Origin of the sequence: Samsonia erythrinae, assembly GCF_004342665.1 — a bacterium.
GTDB lineage: Bacteria > Pseudomonadota > Gammaproteobacteria > Enterobacterales > Enterobacteriaceae > Samsonia > Samsonia erythrinae.
Map to the genome: position 1 here is coordinate 195,773 of NZ_SMBY01000005.1, position 21,199 is coordinate 216,971.

The 21,199-nt window shown below is 52.8% G+C and carries 18 protein-coding genes; 2 read left to right on the plus strand and 16 right to left on the minus strand.

Annotation, left to right across the window (positions count from 1 at the left end):
* Positions 1-64: 64 nt before the first annotated feature.
* The 14 genes from ccmB to licT all read right to left on the minus strand — a co-directional run bounded on the left by ccmB (position 65) and on the right by licT (position 16,598).
* Entirely contained in the window at positions 65-721 is a 657-nt protein-coding gene (gene ccmB / locus EDC54_RS10595) for a heme exporter protein CcmB (protein WP_132455952.1), read from the minus strand.
* Positions 721-1,341 carry a cytochrome c biogenesis heme-transporting ATPase CcmA gene (ccmA, locus tag EDC54_RS10600; RefSeq protein WP_132455953.1) on the minus strand — a complete coding sequence of 207 codons (621 nt, stop codon included), beginning with the start codon at positions 1,339-1,341 and terminating at the stop codon, positions 721-723. The genes ccmB and ccmA overlap by 1 nt, the downstream gene beginning before the upstream one ends.
* A gap of 465 nt (positions 1,342-1,806) precedes the next feature.
* Positions 1,807-2,637: a heme lyase NrfEFG subunit NrfG gene (nrfG, locus tag EDC54_RS10605; RefSeq protein WP_132455955.1), complete on the minus strand. Its 831-nt coding sequence runs from the start codon at positions 2,635-2,637 to the stop codon at positions 1,807-1,809.
* Positions 2,634-3,035, minus strand: a complete 402-nt coding sequence (gene nrfF, locus EDC54_RS10610; RefSeq protein WP_132455957.1) for a heme lyase NrfEFG subunit NrfF — start codon at positions 3,033-3,035, stop codon at positions 2,634-2,636. The genes nrfG and nrfF overlap by 4 nt, the downstream gene beginning before the upstream one ends.
* Positions 3,028-4,899, minus strand: coding sequence for a heme lyase CcmF/NrfE family subunit (locus EDC54_RS10615; protein ID WP_132455959.1), 1,872 nt, complete (start codon positions 4,897-4,899; stop codon positions 3,028-3,030). Before EDC54_RS10615 ends, nrfF begins: the two co-directional genes overlap by 8 nt.
* Positions 4,900-4,920: 21 nt before the next feature.
* Positions 4,921-5,883: a cytochrome c nitrite reductase subunit NrfD gene (gene nrfD, locus EDC54_RS10620; RefSeq protein ID WP_132455961.1), complete on the minus strand. Its 963-nt coding sequence runs from the start codon at positions 5,881-5,883 to the stop codon at positions 4,921-4,923.
* On the minus strand, positions 5,880-6,551 hold the full coding sequence (nrfC, locus tag EDC54_RS10625) for a cytochrome c nitrite reductase Fe-S protein (RefSeq protein ID WP_132455963.1): 672 nt from the start codon (positions 6,549-6,551) through the stop codon (positions 5,880-5,882). Before nrfC ends, nrfD begins: the two co-directional genes overlap by 4 nt.
* On the minus strand, positions 6,548-7,117 hold the full coding sequence (gene nrfB, locus EDC54_RS10630; RefSeq protein WP_132455965.1) for a cytochrome c nitrite reductase pentaheme subunit: 570 nt from the start codon (positions 7,115-7,117) through the stop codon (positions 6,548-6,550). Before nrfB ends, nrfC begins: the two co-directional genes overlap by 4 nt.
* A gap of 46 nt (positions 7,118-7,163) precedes the next feature.
* Positions 7,164-8,600 carry an ammonia-forming nitrite reductase cytochrome c552 subunit gene (nrfA, locus tag EDC54_RS10635; protein ID WP_132455967.1) on the minus strand — a complete coding sequence of 479 codons (1,437 nt, stop codon included), beginning with the start codon at positions 8,598-8,600 and terminating at the stop codon, positions 7,164-7,166.
* 370 nt (positions 8,601-8,970) lie between these two features.
* Positions 8,971-10,152, minus strand: a complete 1,182-nt coding sequence (locus tag EDC54_RS10640; RefSeq protein WP_132455969.1) for an alpha/beta hydrolase-fold protein — start codon at positions 10,150-10,152, stop codon at positions 8,971-8,973.
* Between the two features lie 60 nt (positions 10,153-10,212).
* Complete coding sequence (locus EDC54_RS10645) at positions 10,213-11,877, minus strand: carbohydrate porin (RefSeq protein WP_132455971.1); 1,665 nt, start codon at positions 11,875-11,877, stop codon at positions 10,213-10,215.
* 298 nt (positions 11,878-12,175) lie between these two features.
* Positions 12,176-13,582, minus strand: coding sequence for a glycoside hydrolase family 1 protein (locus EDC54_RS10650; RefSeq protein WP_132455973.1), 1,407 nt, complete (start codon positions 13,580-13,582; stop codon positions 12,176-12,178).
* A 35-nt stretch (positions 13,583-13,617) separates the two neighbouring features.
* Positions 13,618-15,519 carry a PTS beta-glucoside transporter subunit IIABC gene (bglF, locus tag EDC54_RS10655; RefSeq protein WP_132455975.1) on the minus strand — a complete coding sequence of 634 codons (1,902 nt, stop codon included), beginning with the start codon at positions 15,517-15,519 and terminating at the stop codon, positions 13,618-13,620.
* 212 nt (positions 15,520-15,731) lie between these two features.
* Positions 15,732-16,598, minus strand: coding sequence for a BglG family transcription antiterminator LicT (gene licT, locus EDC54_RS10660; RefSeq protein ID WP_132455977.1), 867 nt, complete (start codon positions 16,596-16,598; stop codon positions 15,732-15,734).
* Positions 16,599-17,238: 640 nt separating this feature from the next.
* Between licT and pykF the strand changes: the two genes are divergently transcribed.
* Positions 17,239-18,651, plus strand: coding sequence for a pyruvate kinase PykF (gene pykF / locus EDC54_RS10670; RefSeq protein WP_132455979.1), 1,413 nt, complete (start codon positions 17,239-17,241; stop codon positions 18,649-18,651).
* A gap of 314 nt (positions 18,652-18,965) precedes the next feature.
* Positions 18,966-19,202 carry a major outer membrane lipoprotein gene (locus EDC54_RS10675; protein ID WP_005970385.1) on the plus strand — a complete coding sequence of 79 codons (237 nt, stop codon included), beginning with the start codon at positions 18,966-18,968 and terminating at the stop codon, positions 19,200-19,202.
* Positions 19,203-19,353: 151 nt separating this feature from the next.
* Here the strand turns inward: EDC54_RS10675 and EDC54_RS10680 are convergent, their stop codons facing one another.
* A complete protein-coding gene (locus EDC54_RS10680; RefSeq protein ID WP_132455981.1) occupies positions 19,354-20,370 on the minus strand; it encodes a L,D-transpeptidase family protein in 1,017 nt (338 codons plus the stop codon).
* Positions 20,371-20,755: 385 nt separating this feature from the next.
* Entirely contained in the window at positions 20,756-21,172 is a 417-nt protein-coding gene (gene sufE / locus EDC54_RS10685) for a cysteine desulfuration protein SufE (RefSeq protein WP_132455983.1), read from the minus strand.
* Between the last annotated feature and the right edge of the window lie 27 nt (positions 21,173-21,199).

Below are 21,199 nucleotides of genomic sequence, written 5' to 3' on the forward strand. Positions count from 1 at the left end.
ATGTGCTCACTCTGCGTAAAACTCATCCCTGCGGGACGATAAAGGCGATCCTGAGATCGATAAATTATTGTATGCTCACCCGCAACGCCGCCGCCGTGGCGAACGGGCTCAGGGTAGCGCTGCCCGCCAGAAAGGCGCCGAGAATCGCCAGATACCCGCCGACCGGCAGTTGCATCATCGCGGCTTCCACTGCTGCCGTGGCGAAAATCAATAGCGGTATGGTTAAGGGCAGGACCAGAAGGCTTAACAATACGCCGCTGCGGCGCAGCCCAACCGTTAACGCAGCGCCGATAGCGCCCAGAAAGCTGAGCGTTGGCGTACAGAGCAGCAGCGTTAATGCCATCACCCACCAGCCGTGGCGATCCAGCCCAAACAGAAGCGCCGCCAGCGGTGAAAGCAGCAATAGCGGCAACCCGCTGACCACCCAGTGCACCACAACCTTCGCCAGCACCACGAGCGGTAACGGTAAAGGCAGTAGCGTCAGTTGCTCCAGCGATCCATCCTGATAGTCGTCACGGAACAGGCGATCCATCGCCAATAAAGAAGCGAGTAATGCCGCCACCCATACCACACCGGGCGCGACGCGCGCCAACAGCTGTGGCTCCGGCCCAATAGCCAGAGGAAATAAGATAAGCACAATCAGGAAGAACCACAGAGGGTTGAGAATCTCCGCGCTATTACGCAACGCAACGCGCAGTTCCCGCGCAATCAGCCGCCGCATTATGGCGTTTCCTCACCTGGCGTTAAATGAAGACAGCGAATGTCCTTAGCGAAGGGACGCAACGGCTGATGCGTGGTGACAATAATGATGCCCTCGTGTGCAATATGGCGCTCCATGCGCTGTGTCAGCATTTCGACGCCCGCCACGTCAAGTGCGGTTAGCGGTTCATCCAAAATCCAGAGCGGCGCATCCGTCAGCCATAAACGCGCCAGCGCGACGCGCCTCTGCTGGCCTGCCGAAAGACGCGCCGTCGGCACGTCCTCATAGCCCGACAATCCGACCGCCGCCAGCGCCTGCCAGCGCGCCTCCTGACGCTGCTGCGGATAAAAAAAACGCAGATTCTCTTCACCGGTCAGGACACTCTTGATGCCCGGCTGATGGCCTAGCCACAGCAGTTGCTGATTAAAACGCTCACGGATACGGTGAATTCGTTGTCCCTGCCAGCAAACTTCCCCCGATTCGGGCGTCGCTAAACCGCTTAAAATGCGCAACAGCGAAGTTTTTCCCACCCCGTTAGCACCGGCAATCTGCACCATTTCTCCGGGACTGGCCGTAAACGACAACGCGCTGAACAGCACATGCTCATCACGTAGACAAACCACATCGCGCGCTTCTAACATCGGGGAGCCACTCCTTACTTCATAAGTGGGTATAGAATAACATGCTGCCCTTACTCCCCCCTCTCGGGGGCCGTAACCATAAAGAGTTAATCTCTTTTATTAAGATCAATAAAGTCGGTGATTCCGGTTATCCCTATCATCGAGTCGTATCGAAAACCACGCCGACACGCCTAAACCGGAAATCTATTGGGCATATTTTTATGCAGCCGCCGAGATCGTTTCGTGCGCTACAAGACCGTCATTTTATGCTACCGCTTAGCACGCGCCCGACGCAGGGCGACTCAATCGCCGTAGCCCTGCGAGCCCTGGCTTCCGGCTAAATTATGCCGCTGCGCGGTGCCATCGGTGTTCATGAGCACTATCCGAGCCCACCGCTGCATAATTTTTACGCCGTATAACAGCAAAACCCGCCATAAACTGCGGCAGTGATGTATAAGAGACGGTTAAAGCGAAACTTATCGCCTACTATTTCTGGCTATTCTTCAGCAGCGTCGCCGTGTTGATCGCCTCGATCAGTTGAACGCGATTCACCCGCGGGCTATAGGTATCCAGCAAGCGCTGCCAAAGCGTAATCGCACGTGCATAGTCGGCCTTCAGAAACGCGTCGGACGCCAGCAGCATCAGCGCCGTCACTTCATCGGCATCCAGCGCCAGCGCCTTATCGAGCATGTCCTGCGTGGGCGGCGTGATAACCTGACCGGCCTGGTAATACAGCACCGTCGCCAACGCCGAATACAGTTCAGCGCTGTCGCCCTTCAACGCAATCGCCTGCCGATAGGCACGCAGCGCGTGGTCATAGGCGTTGCGATAAAGATAATATTCCCCCAGTTCGGCCCACAGGACGCTGTTACCCGGCGTTTTGCGAATGTTGTCCTGCAAGGCGGCGAGCTGCTTTTCCTGCTGCTGCGCGACACTGAAATCGTGTAGCGGATCGGCAAGCCGCTGGCGTTCCTCCTGAACGAGTACACCCCGCTGGCCCAGCGCATAGAACGTGGCGCTCCCCAAAAAGATAGCGATGATCGTGACCACCACGATGCCGACGGGCATCGGGCGCGGCACAGAGGAAGAGGATTGGGTTAACGGCAGATCCTGGGCCAGCTCGCGACCCAACATCCTGGCCTCATGTTCAGACAAGTGCTTCACTGCCTGTTCACACTGAAACTGCCAGATGCGCTCAGCTAAACGCGGTAGCGTGTCCTGCGCCTCCGTTTTGCGCAGAGGCAACAGTGGCCATAGCAGACAGGCGGTCAGTGCGAGAATGGCGACAGTGATAAACGCAACATTTAACAGGTTCATGGCCGCGATCCCCGGTTGTGGCGTCGTATCACCCGCCACGCAATCATCGCGATCGCTAACAGCAAAACCAGCGGCGTGAGCCAAAGGATGCCGGTTTGCCGGTTCATCGGCGGGTTGTACTGGACAAAATCACCGTAACGCTGATGCATAAACGCGATAATTTCCGACTTGCTTTTACCCTGCTCCACCATGGAAAAAACCTCATGGCGCATGCTGACCGCCACGGGCGAATTCGATTCCAGCAGGCTCTGGTTCTGGCACTGCGGGCAGCGTAACTCCCCGGCGATCGCCATTGCGGCCTGACGCTGCGACGGGCTGGTAAACGCCCAGGTATCCACCACCTGAGCCGAGGCGGAAAAAATCAGCAGCATGAGAAGCAACGCCATATGTTTAACCATAGATCCTTCGCCCCCGAAACCACCCCAGCAGTGCACCCGCCACCATCAACAGGCCGCCGCCCCATATCCAGCGAACGCCGGTTTGCACATAGAAACGCATGGCATAGCGGTTTTCGCCGGTTTTCTCGCCCATCACCGCATACCATTCCCTGATCGGCCCCCAGGCTACGCCCGGCTCGATCATCTGCTGTTTGCGGGCGTGGTAATAACGACGCTCTGGCACGACGTGAGCGACCAGCGAGTCGCCACGATAAATCGCAATCATGGCCTGCTCCGCGGTGTAATTCTGCGCCGCCACCAAATCAAGCTGTAAAAATCGAAAATGATAGTCACCCAGCGCGACCTGCTCTCCTTGTCCCACATTGGCGCTGATTTCCTGTTTGCTGCCCGCAGAGAACGCCACCCCCAAAGCGAACAACGCCACGCCCGTATGCGCTAACAGTGCGGGAAGCTGCTGGCGTAGCGCCGACAGCGGTTGTAACCACTGTGCGGCCATGACCCAACCGACCAGAAGCGCAGCCAGCGCGACGGCGACGCCATACGGCCATGAAATCAACGCGGTGACGATGCCGATCGCCAGCGCCATGCCAAAACGCCGGGCAGACCACCGCGCACTGCGTTTCCAGCCGCCACCCGCTGCTATCCCGATGAGCAGCAGCATCAGGCCACCGAAGGGCAAGAGCACAAGGTTAAAATAGGGCGCGCCCACGGAGAGCCTTCCCCAACCCGCCAGGCTATAAATCATCGGATACAAAGTGCCAATCAGCACCACCAGCGCGACGGCGCTGAAAAACAGCAACGCCAGCAGGATGGCAACTTCCCGCGACCAGCCGGAGAAACGGGCGGCAGGATGAATTAGCTGAGCGCGCCAGCCGTAAACCGCCAACGCTGCCATGCTTAAACCGGCAAACAGCAGAAACAACGGCATGCCTCTGTCATGATCAAGGGCGAACGCATGGACGGAAACCAGTATCCCGGAGCGTACAATCAGCGTGCCCAGCAGACATAACATGCACGTCAGCAGCGCGAGTATCAGCGACCAATGGCGGAAGATGCCGCGCATGCGGGTGACGAACAGGCTGTGAAGTAAGGCTGTGGCCGTTAACCACGGAAGCAGCGAGGCGTTCTCTACCGGATCCCAGAACCACCATCCTCCCCAACCGAGTTCGTTATAGGCCCACCACGACCCCAGGATGATCCCCAGCGTTAACAGGCTCCAGGCGGGCAACGCCCAACGCCAGCAAAGCCAGGCGGGCGCCGTAAATTCACCGTGAATCAGCGCCGCTAACGCCAGTGCCGCGCCCACGGTTAACCCGCCATAGCCGAGATAGAGCAACGGCGGATGAAGAATAAGACCAATGTGTTGCAGCATCGGATTGAGATCCCGTCCCGCCACCGCAGGCGGGAAGAGACGCACAAAGGGATCGGAAAAAAAGACAATAAACACCAATAGCGCCGCCGCTACCACGGCGAGTATCGCCAACGTGAGCGGAAACAGATCGCTCGTCGCCTTGCGATAACGGCAGGCGAACGCGGCGCTCCAGCCGCACAGACATACCAGCCACAGCAACAACGACCCTTCATGTCCGCCCCAGACCGCCGCCATTTTTAGCCCCAGCGGTAAATCGCGGTGGCTATGCTGGGCGACATAGTTGACGGAGAAATCATCCTGCACCACGCTCAGCGTCAGCGCGATAAACGCGAACAGCACAAGGCCAAACAGCACCAACGTCCAGCAACGCGCCAGTCGGTAAGTGCCAGACCAGCGCCGATAATAACCTGAAAATGTCAGCAGCGCCGTCGCCACACCCACGCAACCCGCCAGCAATAGCGCCACATATCCAAATTCTGGCAATAGCAACATCAACAGACCTCTTGCCGGGGATTAAACAACGGTTAACTGCCCCGCATAGAGGATAAAGAAGCGCAGTAGCAGTACCCCGAGCAGACTCATACCGCTGACGGCCAGCACCCCATAGGGGGAATGACGCCGATTGGCCCACGACTTCAGCAACAAGGGCATCACCAACCCGACGCCCACGACGCCCAGCCAGAACCACACGGCCCAGAATCCACCGGCCAGCGCGGCCACCAGCGCCCGCTGTTTCCCATCGTCGCCTAAAGCAAGACCGATAAAGAACGCGAACAGCAGGAAGATTTCCAACCACACGACCGGCGTTTCGATACGGTGTACAAAGTGCGCTTCCGCACTATGCGGATTACGGCGGTAGCGACAGCTCATGGCGATCAGCGCCACCGCCGCACCGGAAGAGACACCAGAAAAGAGGAACAACGCGGGTAAGATCGGATTATTCAGCAGCGGATAGGTCTTAAGCGCGGAAAGCAGAAACCCGGTGTAAGCCCCTAACATCACCGCCAATAACAGCATCACGATATCCAGCGATTTCTGCATCGGTGTCAGCCAGCCGAGGACCTTTTCGACAAAACGCCACGTCGGTAGCCAACGCCGTTGAAGCACGACGACCTGCGCGCTAAAGATATTCGCCAGCCAAACCACCAATACCGCCATGTACACCTGAAACAACATAACCCCAACCGACATCACGGAAGTAAAGCTGTAATGGAACATCAGCTTCCAGAATGTCCAGGGACGCGTCAGGTGAAACACCAGAATTAACAGCCCGAAAACGATGGCGCACGGCGCAAGGATCAGCGTGGTGCGCATCAGCGTACTGTCCGATGTTGCCTGCTCAGGGTGGTAGCGCCGCAGTAAGACCGATAGCGTCACCAGCCCCGCAGAAATCCCCACTAAAAACAGATAAATCGCGATCGGCCAGTCCCAGACTAGCGATGTGAAATGAAACGCGCTCGAAGATACCGGCGTCATTGATGAACCTCCCCGTAGTTAAACGGCACGCGATAGACCTTCGGTCGGGTACCGAGCGCGATCTTGTAGCGATACGTCGGCTTTTGGCGCAGCAGGCGGGTAATTTCACTGTCGGGATCGTCGAGATTACCGAACGTCAGCGCATCCGTCGGGCAGGACAGCACGCAGGCGGGTAATTTCCCCTGTTTCAGGTTGGTCTTACGACAAAAATCGCACTTATCCGCCGTTTTGGTCTTCGGATGAATAAAACGCACCTGATACGGACAAGCGGCAATACAGTATTGGCACCCGACGCACAGATCGGGATTCACATCCACAATCCCCGTAGCCGCATCGCGGAATGATGCGCCGGTGGGACACACATCGACACAGGGCGAATTCTCACAATGTTGACACGAGTCACGGAAGAAATGATATTTCACGTCCGGGAACGTCCCGATCGGTTCACTGCGAACGATCTTCAAACGCGATACGCCTTCAGGCACCTGATTGACTTCCCGACAGGCGTCCATACACGCCGTACAGCCAATACATCGCGATTCATCATGAATCATGCCGTAACGGACGCCGTTGATATTCAACGTTTTCGCCACAGCCTGCCCCGCCGTACTGGTCATGGCGATCAGCCCCCCCATACGGGCAATAAACTGGCGACGAGAACAACTCATGGCTGCCTCTTATTACCCAGATGAACTGAGGCGGGGTTGAAATCGGGGTTATTGCGCTGGTCGCTATGGCAATCCACACACAGCTTGATACGGCTCTTGTCGTCTAGCGTCTGCATTGTATCCTGCGAGGGATGCAACTGATGGCAACTGGCACACGCCACTTTCGCCACATGAACATCGTGCGGCCAGAACGCTTTCTGCAACTGCTCCGGCGCATGGCATGACATACAGACGCTGTTTTGCTCTGCCACCGTATACATCGGGAAGTTAAAGCGCATAACGTCTTTAACGCCTTCACGATGCAGAAGCGACGGTTTGCCATGACAGTTGGTACAGGTTAACTGCTGCTGGTTGTGCGGGTTAATCGCGGAAGCATGTTTACCCTGCATGCCGTCTTCTTCCGGTTTATGGCACTGTAAACAGGCCTCATCGGGGTTGCGTTGCGGCATGACGGTCCACCGCTCTCCTTTTTCTGCCTGAGGTGCAGGCTGCGTGACTCCCGGCAATGCCCAAAGCATGCCTGATACCAGCACCCCGGCAGTCAATAACGAACGTAATACGCTCATATCCACTCCACTTTGTGATCGCCCGCATCCACGGGCGATTGAGGGGTTATTGGTTCAATCGTCCCGCTTTGCGCGCCTGCTCATCCCACTGCGGCACCACCGTATTCAGGAAATCCTGTTTCTCTGCTTTGATTTGCTGCATGTTGAGCCCAATCGCCTTTTGCGCTTTCTCTTTTGTCGAAATATCCGGCAGTTTGACTTCGCCGGTTATCCCTTTCTGCGCCAGCAGCCGAACCAGTTTGGTTCTCGCATCACTGGACTTATTCAGCGAAGTGCCGAGCATCCGCAAACCTTCATCCGGCGCATGCATGTGAATACCGTGAGAGGCGACCGCCAAATCCCAGCGCCACTGGGCATGACGGATATCCATCAGAATCGGTTGCATTTCCGCTTCGGTTGCGCCGGCATCCCAGGCAGCTTTAGCCTCAAAATGCGCATGAACCAGTTGGTCTTCCGCCTTCAGTTTTAATTCCTTAACCGCTGCCTTGCGCTCGGCGACCACGGCCTGCATCGTCGCTTTGTCCTGCGTATGGCAATTCGTACAGGTTTCTCCGTAGTTGTCGAAGGGATTGCCGATCTTGTGATCGGTATAGAATTTGCCCTCGGCGTTTTTAACCTTCGGCATATGACAGTCGATACAGGTCACATTGTTTTTACCGTGGATACCCAGGCTCCAGGTTTCATATTCTGGGTGCTGCGCTTTCAGCATCGGCGTGCGGGAAAGGGAGTTTGTCCAGTCGGAGAAGGAGATCTCGTCATAGTATTTTTCCATGTCTTCGACTTTCAACCCGTTGTCCCACGGGAATTTCACGGCTTTGTCTTTACCGGAAAAATAATATTCAACATGACATTGCCCACAGACCATTGACTGCTGGCCGAAGCGGCTGGCCTGATCGAACGGTTTATCAATCGATGCCATGGCGCGCTCCGCGTAAGGACGCGACAGCGTCAGCGCAGGTTTGCCCTGCGCAAAATCGGGCGACGCGGTATCATGGCAGTCCGCACAGCCGAGATCGTTGACAATCTCCGGCCCTCCCCGCGCCCATTTGCCTTTGAAGTAGCCGCCTTCCCCCTCCTGCTGGATCAGTCGCGCCACGTCCGGGCTTTTACAGCTCCAACACGCCATCGGCAGCGGGCCGTCTTCCGCCGTTTTCGGCGCGCCGGTACGCAGCGTTTCACGCACGTCAGTCAACGCATAGGCGTGGCCGCGCGGCTTGTTATAGTCTCTGGAAAAGGGATAGCCCGCCCAAAGAATCACCATATTGGGATCTTCTGCCAGCGCATCGTGACGCTCAGACTGTTCACTGGTGGCTTTCCACGAATTGAACTGATCGGGGTGTTGATCGGTAAATACGGCGTTTCTTGCTTCTATCGGGGCGGGAGGCGGGGACGCCGGAGCCTCAGAAGAATAGGCTGGCACTATGAGAAAAAAACTGGCTACCATGCCCCACAGATAGGAGATTGACGTGCTTATCCTGACCATGCGTTTGTGTCCAAATTAAGCCGCCTGCCGGCGGTCATTTTAGTTATCTATTTGACAGAAACCACAATAACTGTCGTGACATTACTCACGATATCAATATCAAAATGATGCATTTAAAATATTGTTTTTGATCAAAGGTAAAGAAAAGTAATGAATCGTATCGAAAATTATATGATGATCATCGCATTAATATAGGCGGGTCTGGCGTAGGGAACGCCGATACGGGAGGGACGCCAGCGCCATTTGATGCCGTATCCCGTATAGCGCGAGTAGGTTCTTGAGGTAGCAATAAGCCGCGCCAATGCAAGCGATGCTTATCTATGTTAAGCGGAGGCGGGTTGACGATGCGCCCCCTGCCGCACTGTCGTCGCTATTTAAACAGCTTTTGAACAAATTCAGCGTAGGCTGGCCGCCACACATCCATTTCGTGACCGAGATGTGGATAATAAAGGTAGTCAAAGCGGATATTTTTCTGTTCCAGTACCGTTTTCAACCCCGCAATATCCTTACCGGTGATATTGTCGGTTTCGCCAATCGCTAGCGTAAAGTTCTTCAACTGCTGGTTAATCTGCTCTGGCCGCTCAAGCTGCGCGGCAACGGCGCTGTTTGGCACCGTTTCGGTGGTCACGCCGCTGAACGTCGCCAGCCAACCGAAATGATCCAGGTGGCTCAGGCCGGAAACCAGCGCCTGATACCCGCCCTGAGACAGTCCTGCCAGCGCCCTGCCGTCCGCATCCTGACGTACGTTAAAGCGTTTACCGATCTCGGGAAGAATGTCATGAATCAGCTCCCTGTCCGCGGCTAACGCATTGCGCGGGTAGAATACCTTGCGGCGCTCCTGCGGTGGATATTCTTCCGGGATGATGCCCGGAACGTCCGTTTCCGTATCAGGGATCACGACCAGCATCGGCACAATTTTTTTCTCAGCCAGCAGGTTATCCATCATCTGCGGTATCCGGCCCTGCGCCACGGCCGATGCCCCGGTATCACCAAAGCCATGATAGAAATAAAGCACGGGCAGCGGTTTGGACGATTCGCTATAACCCGGCGGCGTCCAGACAAACATCTGACGCTCCGATTGCAATTCTTTCGAGTGATAGGTCAGCGATCTCAATTCACCGTGCGGCACCTGACGTACATCCAGAATGCTCCCCGGCACCAGAATCAGGCTGGTATTCACCTGACGCTGCGGTTTGGTCAATGCGGTGCCCGTATCGATGCTCCGAAAACCATCCACGCTGAAGAAGTATTCGTACAAATTCGGTGCCAGTACCGGTGTCCTGAACGACCACACGCCTGACGCATCTTTCGCCATCGCATGGGATACGATGCTTTCAGGCGTCGACCCCGTAAAAATGCTGACCTGTTTCGCCGTCGGCGCAAACAGGCGGAAAGTGATGCTGTTGTCCGCATTAACCGCAGTGACATATTCACTCACGGGAACGGTTGTCGCTGGCATCACAGGGAAATCGGCGGGTAATGCAGAGGCTTCTGTCGCCACATTGAACAGCGCGACAGCCAGCAGGCTGACTAAAGAGGGCAAATTGCGCATTGAGTTTCGTTTCTCCGCAGTCTGACCGGCGGTTACCCGCCGGTTATTAACAAAGGATAGTTACCACCAGACTTCTGTTTGCACGCCTACAGTAAATTGATCGCTCTTTTCATCCGCAAAACGAAAATCCGTAATTTCATTATCTTTGGATTTCAGGTAAGTCGCATAGAAACGGATCTCAGGGCGCGAATTAAGCAAACTCGTACCGACTTTAAACGTATGGAACAACGTGCTCTTATATCCGGATTCCCGATATTTCACGCCCCCGACCTTGTTGGTTTGCTCGAACCAGCCCAACTCCACGCCGGTCTGATTATATTCATCCCAAATGTAGGCCGGACGAATCACGGCGCGAATACCTTCAAAATCGGTATTTGCCCCCGTGTTGTAGCTGTAGATATCGTCACCCCAGGAATAAACCAGCGCATGAGACATAATCACATCGGAACGCAAATAGTTTTCGCCTTGAGAGATCAGTCGATATGCCTTGCCATAGGAATGATTACCGTAATAATCGTCACCAAAACCATACGTCGCATTGGCATTATCAATCAGCGCGAAGCCGCTGGCATGGGAATTATCCGCCGCCATCGCGGTAAATTCATTGAATCCGCCGTCAGCAAAGTTATGCCGCAGAATGGTTCCCGCAATCCAGGAGTCTTTCACACTGTAGTAGGCGCCATCGTTTTCACGCTTACGGTTGGTATCATTGCGGTTCGCCATGGCATATTTGCCGAACACCTCCAGCGAGCCTTTATCCCACAGCGGCATATCCTTATAGCGGATTTCCACGCTGTTGGAGTTCACATCCTGCGTCGCACACGCCCTTCTGGCGCTCACGTCGGATTGATTTTTGCACAATGACTCATAGTTCACTTCGTGGGCTTTCAGATCCTGCCGGATCAACGCCACATTCATTTTACCGGGGCCCAATTGCCAGTTTTCTATGCCGACCCCCGCTCCCGCGCCGGACGTCGTGCGCTGGCTTTTCCAATCCAGCATCTGGATTTCGTAGTTTGGCAACCGGTGTTTACCTACCCAAAAATCGGCCTCCGGCGCGAAAGGCAGGAATCCCTTCGTCGTCAGATAGATATCAGAGAATTGCAACAGATCTTCCGAATCTTTGTCGAACCAGCTGGTGGTGTAACGCTGCCCGACATTACCGTCCAGCATCACGACCGCTTTCGCCTGCTTCCCGTCGCGATCGAATACTTTCTGATGTAACTCCAGATCATACCAGGCGCCGTTTTCATTACCGAAACGACCCAGAGCACCAATGGCGTAGGACTCCGGCGCACCGCGTGTGCCCGTTGCCCAACCCGAGCGGAAGTAACCCCGATAGGTGAAACCAATGTCATCTTTTACGTACTGACTAATGTCATTCAGCGTTAATTCACGCTGGCGCGGCGCGACGGATGGCACATCGACCGATGCGGCGGTCTGTGCGCCATTCTCTGATACCGTGCTTACCGGTACGGTGACGCGTTCCTTGCCCGTCAATTTCCCCCCTTGCCCGGCGACAACGGTCTGCCGGTTTTCAGCCATCTTTTTATATTCCTGAAGTTCTTTTTGCGTGACTTTTAATTCTTGCTGATTTGTTGCGAGTTCTTTTTCCAATAATGCCAACCGCTCTTCGATGGTTAATTTCGCCGCGACGGCACTATTAGATACAATGGCAGAGGATATAAGCAGTACAATTAATTTTAACGACGGTTTTTTATACATTATCGTCACCCCGAGTAGAATACAGAATAAATTAGAGACGAAAGCGTTCCGTCATGCTGACGGCATCAGCACGACGCTTTTATCTTTATTTTCGTTGGGGGAATGTCCCCGAACGGATTCATTCATTTGCAATATGCGCGTTATGTTATTTTCCAGTCATGAGCTAAGGGCAGAAAAGAACAATCAATATCACGGCAATATGATTATTGCCGGAGATAATATTTCGCCCGGATTCGCTTTCGCTCTTCATCCCTCCTTATCATTTTCCGTATTGACAATCTTTAGGAGATAAACTTATCTACACGCCAGTTTCCTTTAAGATGCCTCCCCGACTAGCAATAACCTCCTTGTACCAATAAAAACTTTTCTTACGTCGACGAGCCAACGTGCCATTCCCCTCGTCATCACGATCGACATAAATAAAGCCGTAGCGTTTTGACATTTCGGCTTTTGACGCACTGACCAGATCGATAGGCCCCCAGCAGGTGTAACCCATCACATCAACGCCGTCTTTCAGCGCTTCGCCTACCTGATAAAGGTGATCGTTCAGGTATTTGATACGGTAGTCATCGTGAATACTGCCATCGCTCTCAAGCTTATCTTTGGCCCCTAAGCCGTTTTCCACAATAAACAGCGGTTTTTGGTAACGGTCATACAGGAAATTCAGCAAATAGCGCAGCCCTTCGGGATCGATCTGCCAGCCCCATTCAGAGCTTTCCAGATGTGGGTTGGGCACCATGCTCAAAATGTTACCCTGGGCATTCTGCTTCACCGCTTCGTCCGTCGTCACACAGCCGATCATGTAATAACTGAACGAAATGAAATCAACCGTTTCTTTTAGCGACTGGCGATCGTCTTCCGTCACCGTTAACGTAATGCCGTGCTGAGCAAAGAAACGCGTCATGTATGCCGGGTAGCTTCCCCTCACTTGCACATCGCCAAAGAACAGCCAGTCACGGTTCTGTTGCAGGGTTTCCAGTACGTCGCTCGGTTTGCAGGTCAACGGATACCTCATCGCGCCCAGCAGCATATTGCCGATTTTTGCGTCCGGAATAATTTCATGGCACGCTTTTACCGCTTTAGCGCTGGCAACCAACTGATGATGAATCGCCTGATAAATAGCCGGTTTGTCGCTGTCAGATGGTAAGCCGACGCCCGTGAACGGCGCGTGCAGCGCGCAGTTGATCTCGTTAAATGTCAGCCAGTATTTCACCTTGTCTTTATAGCGCTGGAACACCGTGCGGGCGTAGCGCTCAAAAAACGCTATCGTTTCACGGCTTCCCCAGCCGCCATAATTCTTCACCAGACCATACGGCATCTCATAGTGAGATAAGGTCACCAGCGGCTGAATGCCGTATTTCGCCATTTCATCGAACAGGCGATCGTAAAAAGCCAACCCCGCCTCATTTGGCTGAAGGTCATCCCCCTGCGGGAAAATACGCGTCCAGGCAATGGATATTCTCAGGCATTTGAATCCCATTTCAGCAAAGAGGGCGATATCTTCGGGATACCGATGATAAAAATCGATCGCAACATCCTTAATGCCGCTGTCGCCGGGGGTACGCTCGACCACGTCGCCAAAAATGCCCTGCGGCTGCAAATCTGATGTCGATAGCCCTTTGCCGTCCGTTAAATACGCGCCCTCAACCTGATTCGCTGCAATTGCGCCTCCCCACAAGAATGCTTTCGGAAACGAATAACTCATCTTTTCTCCTCCCAATTGGGTCATCAATGTCAATCTCAGCGGATTAGCGTTAGCAATGCGCCTTGTTCCTGTACGGTGTCAGCGGTAGCTGGCAGAACGTCAACGTAGTTTTCGCTATTGGTAATGATGATGGGCGTTGTCGTGTCGTAGCCGGCCTGCTCGATCGCCTGATAATCAAACTCCACCAGAAGATCGCCCTGCCTGACGACATCCCCGGTCTTGATGTGCGCGGTGAAATACTGGCCATCCAACTTCACCGTATCGATACCGATATGAATGAGAATCTCAGCCCCCTCTTCCGATTCCAGACCAATCGCGTGGAGAGTTTTAAACAGTGAGGCAACGGTGCCATTCACCGGCGAGACGACACGCCCGACCTGCGGTTTAATCGCAATGCCTTTTCCCATTAACCCGCTGGCGAACGTCTGATCGTTCACCCGATCGAGCGGTAATACCGTGCCGTCAATCGGGCTACTTATCGCCAACTGACTCATCGCCTCACTTGAGCGCCGCGGAGTCTGTGGCGACGTGCCGGAAGGGGGTTCTTCCGCCGCATTGTCTTGTTGCGGGATGCCGAAAGCCCAACTGGCGGCCGTGGCGAAAATAAAGGCGATCAGCGTACCGATAACCGCGGCCCAGACCGTGTTGTCGACGCCTGACGGCGGGATCACCTGCGTAAACGTAAAGATACTGGCGAAACCGAATGAATAAATGGTCGTTTGGTAATAGCCCAAAATTGAAGCGCCCAGCGCGCCACCGAGACAGCCGAAGATAAAGGGACGCTTCAATGGCAGCGTGACGCCATACACCGCCGGTTCCGTAATCCCAAAAATCGCCGCCGATAAAGCTGAACCAGAAACCCCTTTCAATTTCATATCGCGGGTGCGCAACAGGACGCCTAATACGGCGCCGGCCTGCCCTAATACCGCGGGGACCAGTAACGGAAGCAAGGTGTCATGGCCCAGTACGCTGAGGTTATTGATCATCAAGGGCACCAGTCCCCAATGCAGGCCGAATATCACAAACACCTGCCACAAAGCGCCGATCAGCGCCCCCGCAATACTGGCGTTGAGGCCATAAATCAGTTGATAACCATTCGCCAGCAGACTCCCAAGCCAGGTTGCCGCAGGGCCAATTAACAGAAATGTGACGGGAACCGTGATACAAAGGCAAAGCAGAGGCGTAAAGAAATTACGGATATTAATATGCAATAGCGCATTTAACGGCTTTTCCAAACGTGAGGAGAGCCAGGCTGAGAAAATAATGGGGATGACGGATGAGGCATAATTGATAAAGGTGATGGGGATCCCGAGAAAATGCAGCGTTTGATAATCCGCATTCTGCATCGCATTAAATTCAGCAATCATTGACGGATGAACCAGCGTCGCGCCAATCGCCATCGTCACGAAAGGATTACCGCCAAATTTTTTCCCAGCGGTATACCCTAATACCACAGGAAAGAAAAAGAATAACGCATCGCTTGCGGCAAATAACACTTTATAAGTCCCGCTGGTATCAACCAGCCAGCCACAGGTCAACGCCAGCGCCAGAAAACCTTTTAAAATACCCGATGCCGCCATAATGCCGAGCAACGGCGTAAATATGCCGGAAATAATATCAATGAAGCGGGAAAGAATATTTCCTTTCTTTTCATCATCTCCGTCTTGATTCGTGGCATCAGCGCAATCGGCCAATCCGGCGACATCCAATAAACAGAGGTAGACGTCACTGACATGATTACCGATAACCACCTGAAACTGTCCGCCGCTCTCAACCACCATAATTACTCCGGGATGACGCTTCAGCGAGGCGGTATCGGCTTTTTGGTTATCTTTTAATTTAAAACGCAGTCGGGTTGCACAATGTATCACGCTAAGGATGTTGCCGCGTCCACCGACACCATCGAGTATCTCGCTTGCTAATGTTTTGTATTCCATTGCCGATCCTTAATGCCAAAGAGACTTTAATATCAATAAATTACTCTTGCCAGCGCCATATTTGAGACAAAAAAAACCTAAATCGCATATTCCCAATAAACATTGAGAAAACGATTTAGGTTTTGCCTGTCCGGCCAATGTCGCCCGACAGTAACAATCCTGCTGATTTATTCACCCGCACGACTGTGCGTCAATAATAAAAACGACGCGAGCTAATCTTCTCCATCGCCAGGTTCTGTATTTTCCTGACCTTCAGTACGGACCCGTTCAATATGAATGGTTAAAAACATTAACTCTTCTTTCGTTAACGAGTAATGATACTGCTGAGCAATATGCGTCTGGATTTTTTCCGCGCAGCGATAAGACAGCGGATATTTCTCTTTCACCACATCATGCAGCGACTCATCAGCGCTAAAGACCGTATTTTTTCCTATCAGCCGCTGAGCAAAAAACTTCAAATGCGTCACAAAGCGGTGATAGCTCAAAGCCTGTTCGTTATAATCCAGACTCAGCTGATATTTCACAATATTCAGTATTTCCTGCATGATTTTGGTGATCTGCAGCACTTCCGGCATTTCACTGTCAAGCTGTGCGTTAACCAGATGCAAAGCGATAAACCCGGCCTCATCTTCCGGTAGCCGTACCGCCAGACGCTGCTCAATCATATCCAGCGCTTCCAGACCGACAGCAAACTCTTTGGGATACAGACGCTTTATTTCCCATAACAGGACATTGCGGATATCAACGCCCTGCTTGTGGCGCTCTATCGCAAAATGGCAGTGATCCGTCAGGGAGATATAGATGCTATTTTGCAACTTCCCGGGTAAACGCGCTTTTGCCAACAGAATGATCTTGTCGGCCGTGGTGATGACATCCATCGGAATTTCCGACAGCAGCTCCTGCAGACGTAATGTCAGCTCTCCCGGTTTCATGACGAATACGCGCTCAATCAGCGTTTCGTCCAGCAGATCGCCTGAGTGCTTTTTGAAGCCCAGTCCGCGCCCCATAACAACCGACTCATTATCGTTTTCGTCGATTACGGTGACGACATTATTGTTGAGTATTTTGGCAATCTTCATTTTCAAACCCTGGAAATAAAAAACCAGACACCCGCGGTTAAACGAGTATCTGGTTTTGCCTGCTTACGCAGTAACAATCCGTAATAGCAGGTAAGCTATCATTTACTGTTATCTTCACAATAAGCATGTCACAAAAACGTGATACCGATCGATAGAAAAACATGCCGTTAACATTCCTTATTCTCTATTTACCGTTCACCGTTAGCTAAGCCATTGATCCGCGGTTCGTCGTAATACCGGTGTTACCCAGTGGCGTGTGCGAGCCGTTACGCATAAAAGTGTGATAAAAATATCAAATCGTTCGTTTTTTTGCGTAAACGCGGCAAAATATTCAATTTCATGCCTTTTATCACTTTGTTTCTCGCCGCTTAATACCTATAATACGAAACGTCGTTTTAATTGAATGGTTTCAGCTAAACAACGTGCCACTATCAATAACATCATCCTCAACGGCATCGCCAATGCTAATCCCGCTTATCATGTGCGACGATTGGCTACGCACCTCGTCATCCACTTGCTGCAACCATCTATACTTACCTCTTTCACACTGTTTCCTCATGCATTCTTTCCGGCGGTTTGTCTCAAATTCTCACCGGTTCATCCGTTTTTATTATCCATCACAACTTGTAGAAACTATCGTATGAAAAAGACCAAAATTGTTTGCACCATCGGGCCAAAAACAGAGTCAGAAGAAATGCTTGGCAACCTGTTGTCTGCTGGCATGAACGTTATGCGCCTGAACTTCTCTCACGGGGACTACGCAGAACACGGGCAGCGCATCAAGAACCTGCGCGCTGTCATGGAAAAAACCGGTAAACAAGCGGCTATCCTGCTTGATACCAAAGGCCCGGAAATCCGCACCATGAAGCTTGAAAACGGCGCGGATGTGGCATTAACCGCAGGTCAAACGTTCACATTCACGACCGATCAGAGCATCGTCGGCAACAAGGAACGCGTTGCGGTGACCTATGACGGCTTCGCAAACGATCTCAACGTCGGCAATACCGTCCTGGTTGACGACGGTTTGATCGGCATGCAGGTTACCGCTATCAACGGTAACGAGGTCGTCTGTAAGGTACTGAACAATGGCGATCTGGGTGAAAATAAAGGCGTCAACCTGCCCGGCGTATCCATCCAACTGCCGGCGCTGGCTGAAAAAGACAAACGTGACCTGATCTTTGGTTGCGAACAAGGCGTAGACTTCGTTGCCGCTTCCTTTATTCGTAAACGTTCCGACGTTGAAGAGATCCGCGCCCATCTGAAAGCGCACGGCGGCGAAAACATTCAGATCATTTCCAAGATCGAAAATCAGGAAGGCCTGAACAACTTTGACGAAATTCTGGACGCATCCGACGGCATCATGGTCGCCCGTGGCGATCTGGGCGTTGAAATTCCGGTTGAAGAAGTGATTTTCGCGCAGAAGATGATGATCGAAAAATGCAATCTGGCACGCAAAGTGGTAATCACCGCTACGCAAATGCTGGATTCAATGATCAAAAACCCGCGTCCGACTCGCGCTGAAGCAGGCGACGTCGCCAACGCCATTATCGACGGCACCGATGCCGTGATGCTGTCCGGCGAGAGCGCGAAAGGTAAATACCCGCTGGAATCCGTCACCATCATGGCGACCATCTGTCAGCGTACCGACTCGGTGATGAAAAGCCGTCTGGAAACGATCAAGACATCGGGAAAACTGCGCATCACGGAAGCCGTCTGCCGCGGCGCGGTTGAAACAGCAGAAAAACTGGATGCACCGCTGATTGTGGTGGCCACCAGTGGCGGCAAGTCTGCCAAATCTGTGCGTAAATACTTCCCACACGCTCGTATTCTGGCGCTAACCACTAACGAGGTCACTGCCCGTCAGCTTCTGCTGAGCAAAGGCATCGACACGCTGCTGGTGAAGGAAATCGCCTCTACCGATGATTTCTACCGTATTGGTAAAGAGGCCGCGCTAAACAGCGGTTTTGCGCAGGCTGGCGATGTGGTGGTGATGGTGTCTGGCGCCTTAGTGCCCAGCGGTACAACCAATACGGCATCCGTACACCGTCTCTGATCCCAACAACCCTGTTGGTAAAAAGCGCCTTGATGGCGCTTTTTTTATATTCTGCGACGACGTTACACGACGAAATAACCTAATTAATGATTTTGTGTAACGTAGCGATTTATTCGTCATAAGCCTCGGAGTTATCCGATAAAAATAGCCCTGTTTTCCCTGCTTTTTTCATTAATGAGAAAAACTCGCTGCTTCTTTGAGCGAACGATCAAAATTAAGCATGTTCTCATCAAAAATTTATTCTCATTAGAAAAAAGTTTGTGTAATACTTGTAATGCTACATGGAGATTAACTCAATCTAGAGGGTATTAATAATGAATCGTACTAAACTGGTACTGGGCGCGGTAATCCTGGGTTCAACTCTGCTGGCTGGTTGCTCCAGCAATGCTAAGATCGATCAACTGTCTTCTGACGTTCAGACTCTGAACGCGAAAGTTGATCAACTGAGCAACGATGTGAACGCAATCCGCTCTGACGTGCAGGCTGCTAAAGATGACGCAGCTCGTGCTAACCAGCGTCTGGACAACCAAGTTCGCACTTACAAAAAGTAATCGAACTGGTTAAGTAGTGAGAATGGCGCACATTGTGCGCCATTTTTTTTGTCTTTATTTCACCCTTTCGGGTGATGTTTCATGACACTCTGGCCGTTCTCTCCCCCGAACACAGATGCGCAGAAACGCATCTGGCGAGGGAATTTCCTGATTAACGCGCAGTGGTATCGATTGACGTGATAGGCGCGGCCTGATGCGTTTCAGGGGATGCATCAACAGGAGGCTGGTAGGTATTGATATCCTGCCCTACGTTAACCAGAATCGGCATACCAGAGCGACGTGCAATCGCGTCAGCGACCGCTTTGCTGTCCGTCTCCGCGCTTTTGACAAATTTCTGCGTCTTCGCCGTCAACGGAATCGCCATGGTTTGCGGATCGTCCTTGTCGCTCTTCGACAAAGGCTGATGCACCTCAATGTAACGTTTACCATCCGGTTCAACCGAGGTTTTAATCGCGTCGTTAACAATCTGCACTCGCGTACCGACCGGCACGTTATCAAACAGCGCCTTGATGTCGTCCGGGCGCAAACGAATACAGCCGGAACTGACCCGCATACCGATACCGAAGTTCGCATTCGTTCCATGCAGCAAATAAACGCCCCCGTGCGCAGCCAGACGCAGCGCGTGCAGGCCCATCGGGTTGTCCGGGCCAGCCGGAACAACCGCCGGCAACGTAATGCCCTGCTCTTCCAAATAGCGCTTACGGATGTTCGCCGTTGGCGTCCAGGTCGGGTTTTCACGTTTCTCACTGATCGTGGTCGTCATCAGCGGCGACGTGCGCCCCAGTTGACCGATCCCGATCGGGTAGACAATGACGGTATTTTTCCCTTTCGGGTAGTAGTAAAGGCGTAGTTCCGCGAGATTGACAACGATCCCCTCACGCGGCGCATCCGGTAGCAGCATTTGCGTCGGGATCGTCAGCGTAGAACCCGCCTTGGGCAGATAAGGATCCGTACCCGGGTTCGCTTCCAACATGCCCAGCAGGCCAATCTTGAAATCCGCGGCGATCGCTTCCAGCGGACGACCGTCATTGGGGACCGTATAAGTAATATTTTCACCGATAAGACGGCTATTCGGTGGCGGTAAAGGGTATTCCTTGGCTCTGGCGGCAGAACTGCCAGCCAGATAGGCCGCGAAAGCCATACCAAGTAACGTTAACGCGCGTTTCATATTAGGTTCCCTACATCACAGCTAACAGACTTATTGATCAACAACATCCGACTAGTTACCCACAAAACCGTATCCGGTTATACCTTGCAGTGAATGTCAATGCGGCAAAAACACTTCTCCACCGAATGTGGGTCTATATTAGCATTGTGGTAACAAAAGAATATTTCATTTAAAAATCAAAGCATTGATATTCAGTTCTTTACAAAGCTGAATCAGCATAAAATTTAACGGAAAATAAATATACAGATGAATTCTGAAATATCAGCGAGTTAATCATGCGATCGACGCCAATTCCTATCGGAATAAAAAACGCGAAGAGAAGTAAGTGAAAAGCGCCGGACGTCTTACCGCCACAGCGCTTTATCAAGACAGCGTAAATCAGACATTAAATCAGTGCGGCTGCCTGGGCGCGAATCGCGCGCAGCATCGCTTCTAACCCTTGAGTGCGGGATGGCGTCAGGTGTTGACTCAGAGCCAGTGTGTCAAAGAACGGGCGCACATCCAGTTCAACCATCTCCTGCGCCGTCAATCCCTGATACAGGCTGAATACCACCGCGATCAGCCCCTTTACAATGGCGGCATCGCTGTCGCCATACAGCGCAACCACGCCGTGCTCACCACGCTGGGTAACAATCCAGACCTGACTCTGACAGCCTGAAATCAGGTTTTCCGGCTTGCGCCACTCTTCGGGCAGTGGGGCGAGGCGCTCCCCTAACTCAATGATATAAAGATACTTCTCTTCCCAGTCATTACAGCGCGCAAAATTACGCGCCAGTTTCTGCGGTTCTGGCAGACTCGCCATGCTTTCCTCCCCGGACAATTTCGCGCC

Coding starts and splice junctions, on each gene's coding strand:
- ccmB (WP_132455952.1), bottom strand. CDS start 721: ATGCGGCGGCTGATTGCGCGGGAACTGCGCGTTGCGTTGCGTAATAGC.
- ccmA (WP_132455953.1), bottom strand. CDS start 1,341: ATGTTAGAAGCGCGCGATGTGGTTTGTCTACGTGATGAGCATGTGCTG.
- nrfG (WP_132455955.1), bottom strand. CDS start 2,637: ATGAACCTGTTAAATGTTGCGTTTATCACTGTCGCCATTCTCGCACTG.
- nrfF (WP_132455957.1), bottom strand. CDS start 3,035: ATGGTTAAACATATGGCGTTGCTTCTCATGCTGCTGATTTTTTCCGCC.
- EDC54_RS10615 (WP_132455959.1), bottom strand. CDS start 4,899: ATGTTGCTATTGCCAGAATTTGGATATGTGGCGCTATTGCTGGCGGGT.
- nrfD (WP_132455961.1), bottom strand. CDS start 5,883: ATGACGCCGGTATCTTCGAGCGCGTTTCATTTCACATCGCTAGTCTGG.
- nrfC (WP_132455963.1), bottom strand. CDS start 6,551: ATGAGTTGTTCTCGTCGCCAGTTTATTGCCCGTATGGGGGGGCTGATC.
- nrfB (WP_132455965.1), bottom strand. CDS start 7,117: ATGAGCGTATTACGTTCGTTATTGACTGCCGGGGTGCTGGTATCAGGC.
- nrfA (WP_132455967.1), bottom strand. CDS start 8,600: ATGGTCAGGATAAGCACGTCAATCTCCTATCTGTGGGGCATGGTAGCC.
- EDC54_RS10640 (WP_132455969.1), bottom strand. CDS start 10,152: ATGCGCAATTTGCCCTCTTTAGTCAGCCTGCTGGCTGTCGCGCTGTTC.
- EDC54_RS10645 (WP_132455971.1), bottom strand. CDS start 11,877: ATGTATAAAAAACCGTCGTTAAAATTAATTGTACTGCTTATATCCTCT.
- EDC54_RS10650 (WP_132455973.1), bottom strand. CDS start 13,582: ATGAGTTATTCGTTTCCGAAAGCATTCTTGTGGGGAGGCGCAATTGCA.
- bglF (WP_132455975.1), bottom strand. CDS start 15,519: ATGGAATACAAAACATTAGCAAGCGAGATACTCGATGGTGTCGGTGGA.
- licT (WP_132455977.1), bottom strand. CDS start 16,598: ATGAAGATTGCCAAAATACTCAACAATAATGTCGTCACCGTAATCGAC.
- pykF (WP_132455979.1), top strand. CDS start 17,239: ATGAAAAAGACCAAAATTGTTTGCACCATCGGGCCAAAAACAGAGTCA.
- EDC54_RS10675 (WP_005970385.1), top strand. CDS start 18,966: ATGAATCGTACTAAACTGGTACTGGGCGCGGTAATCCTGGGTTCAACT.
- EDC54_RS10680 (WP_132455981.1), bottom strand. CDS start 20,370: ATGAAACGCGCGTTAACGTTACTTGGTATGGCTTTCGCGGCCTATCTG.
- sufE (WP_132455983.1), bottom strand. CDS start 21,172: ATGGCGAGTCTGCCAGAACCGCAGAAACTGGCGCGTAATTTTGCGCGC.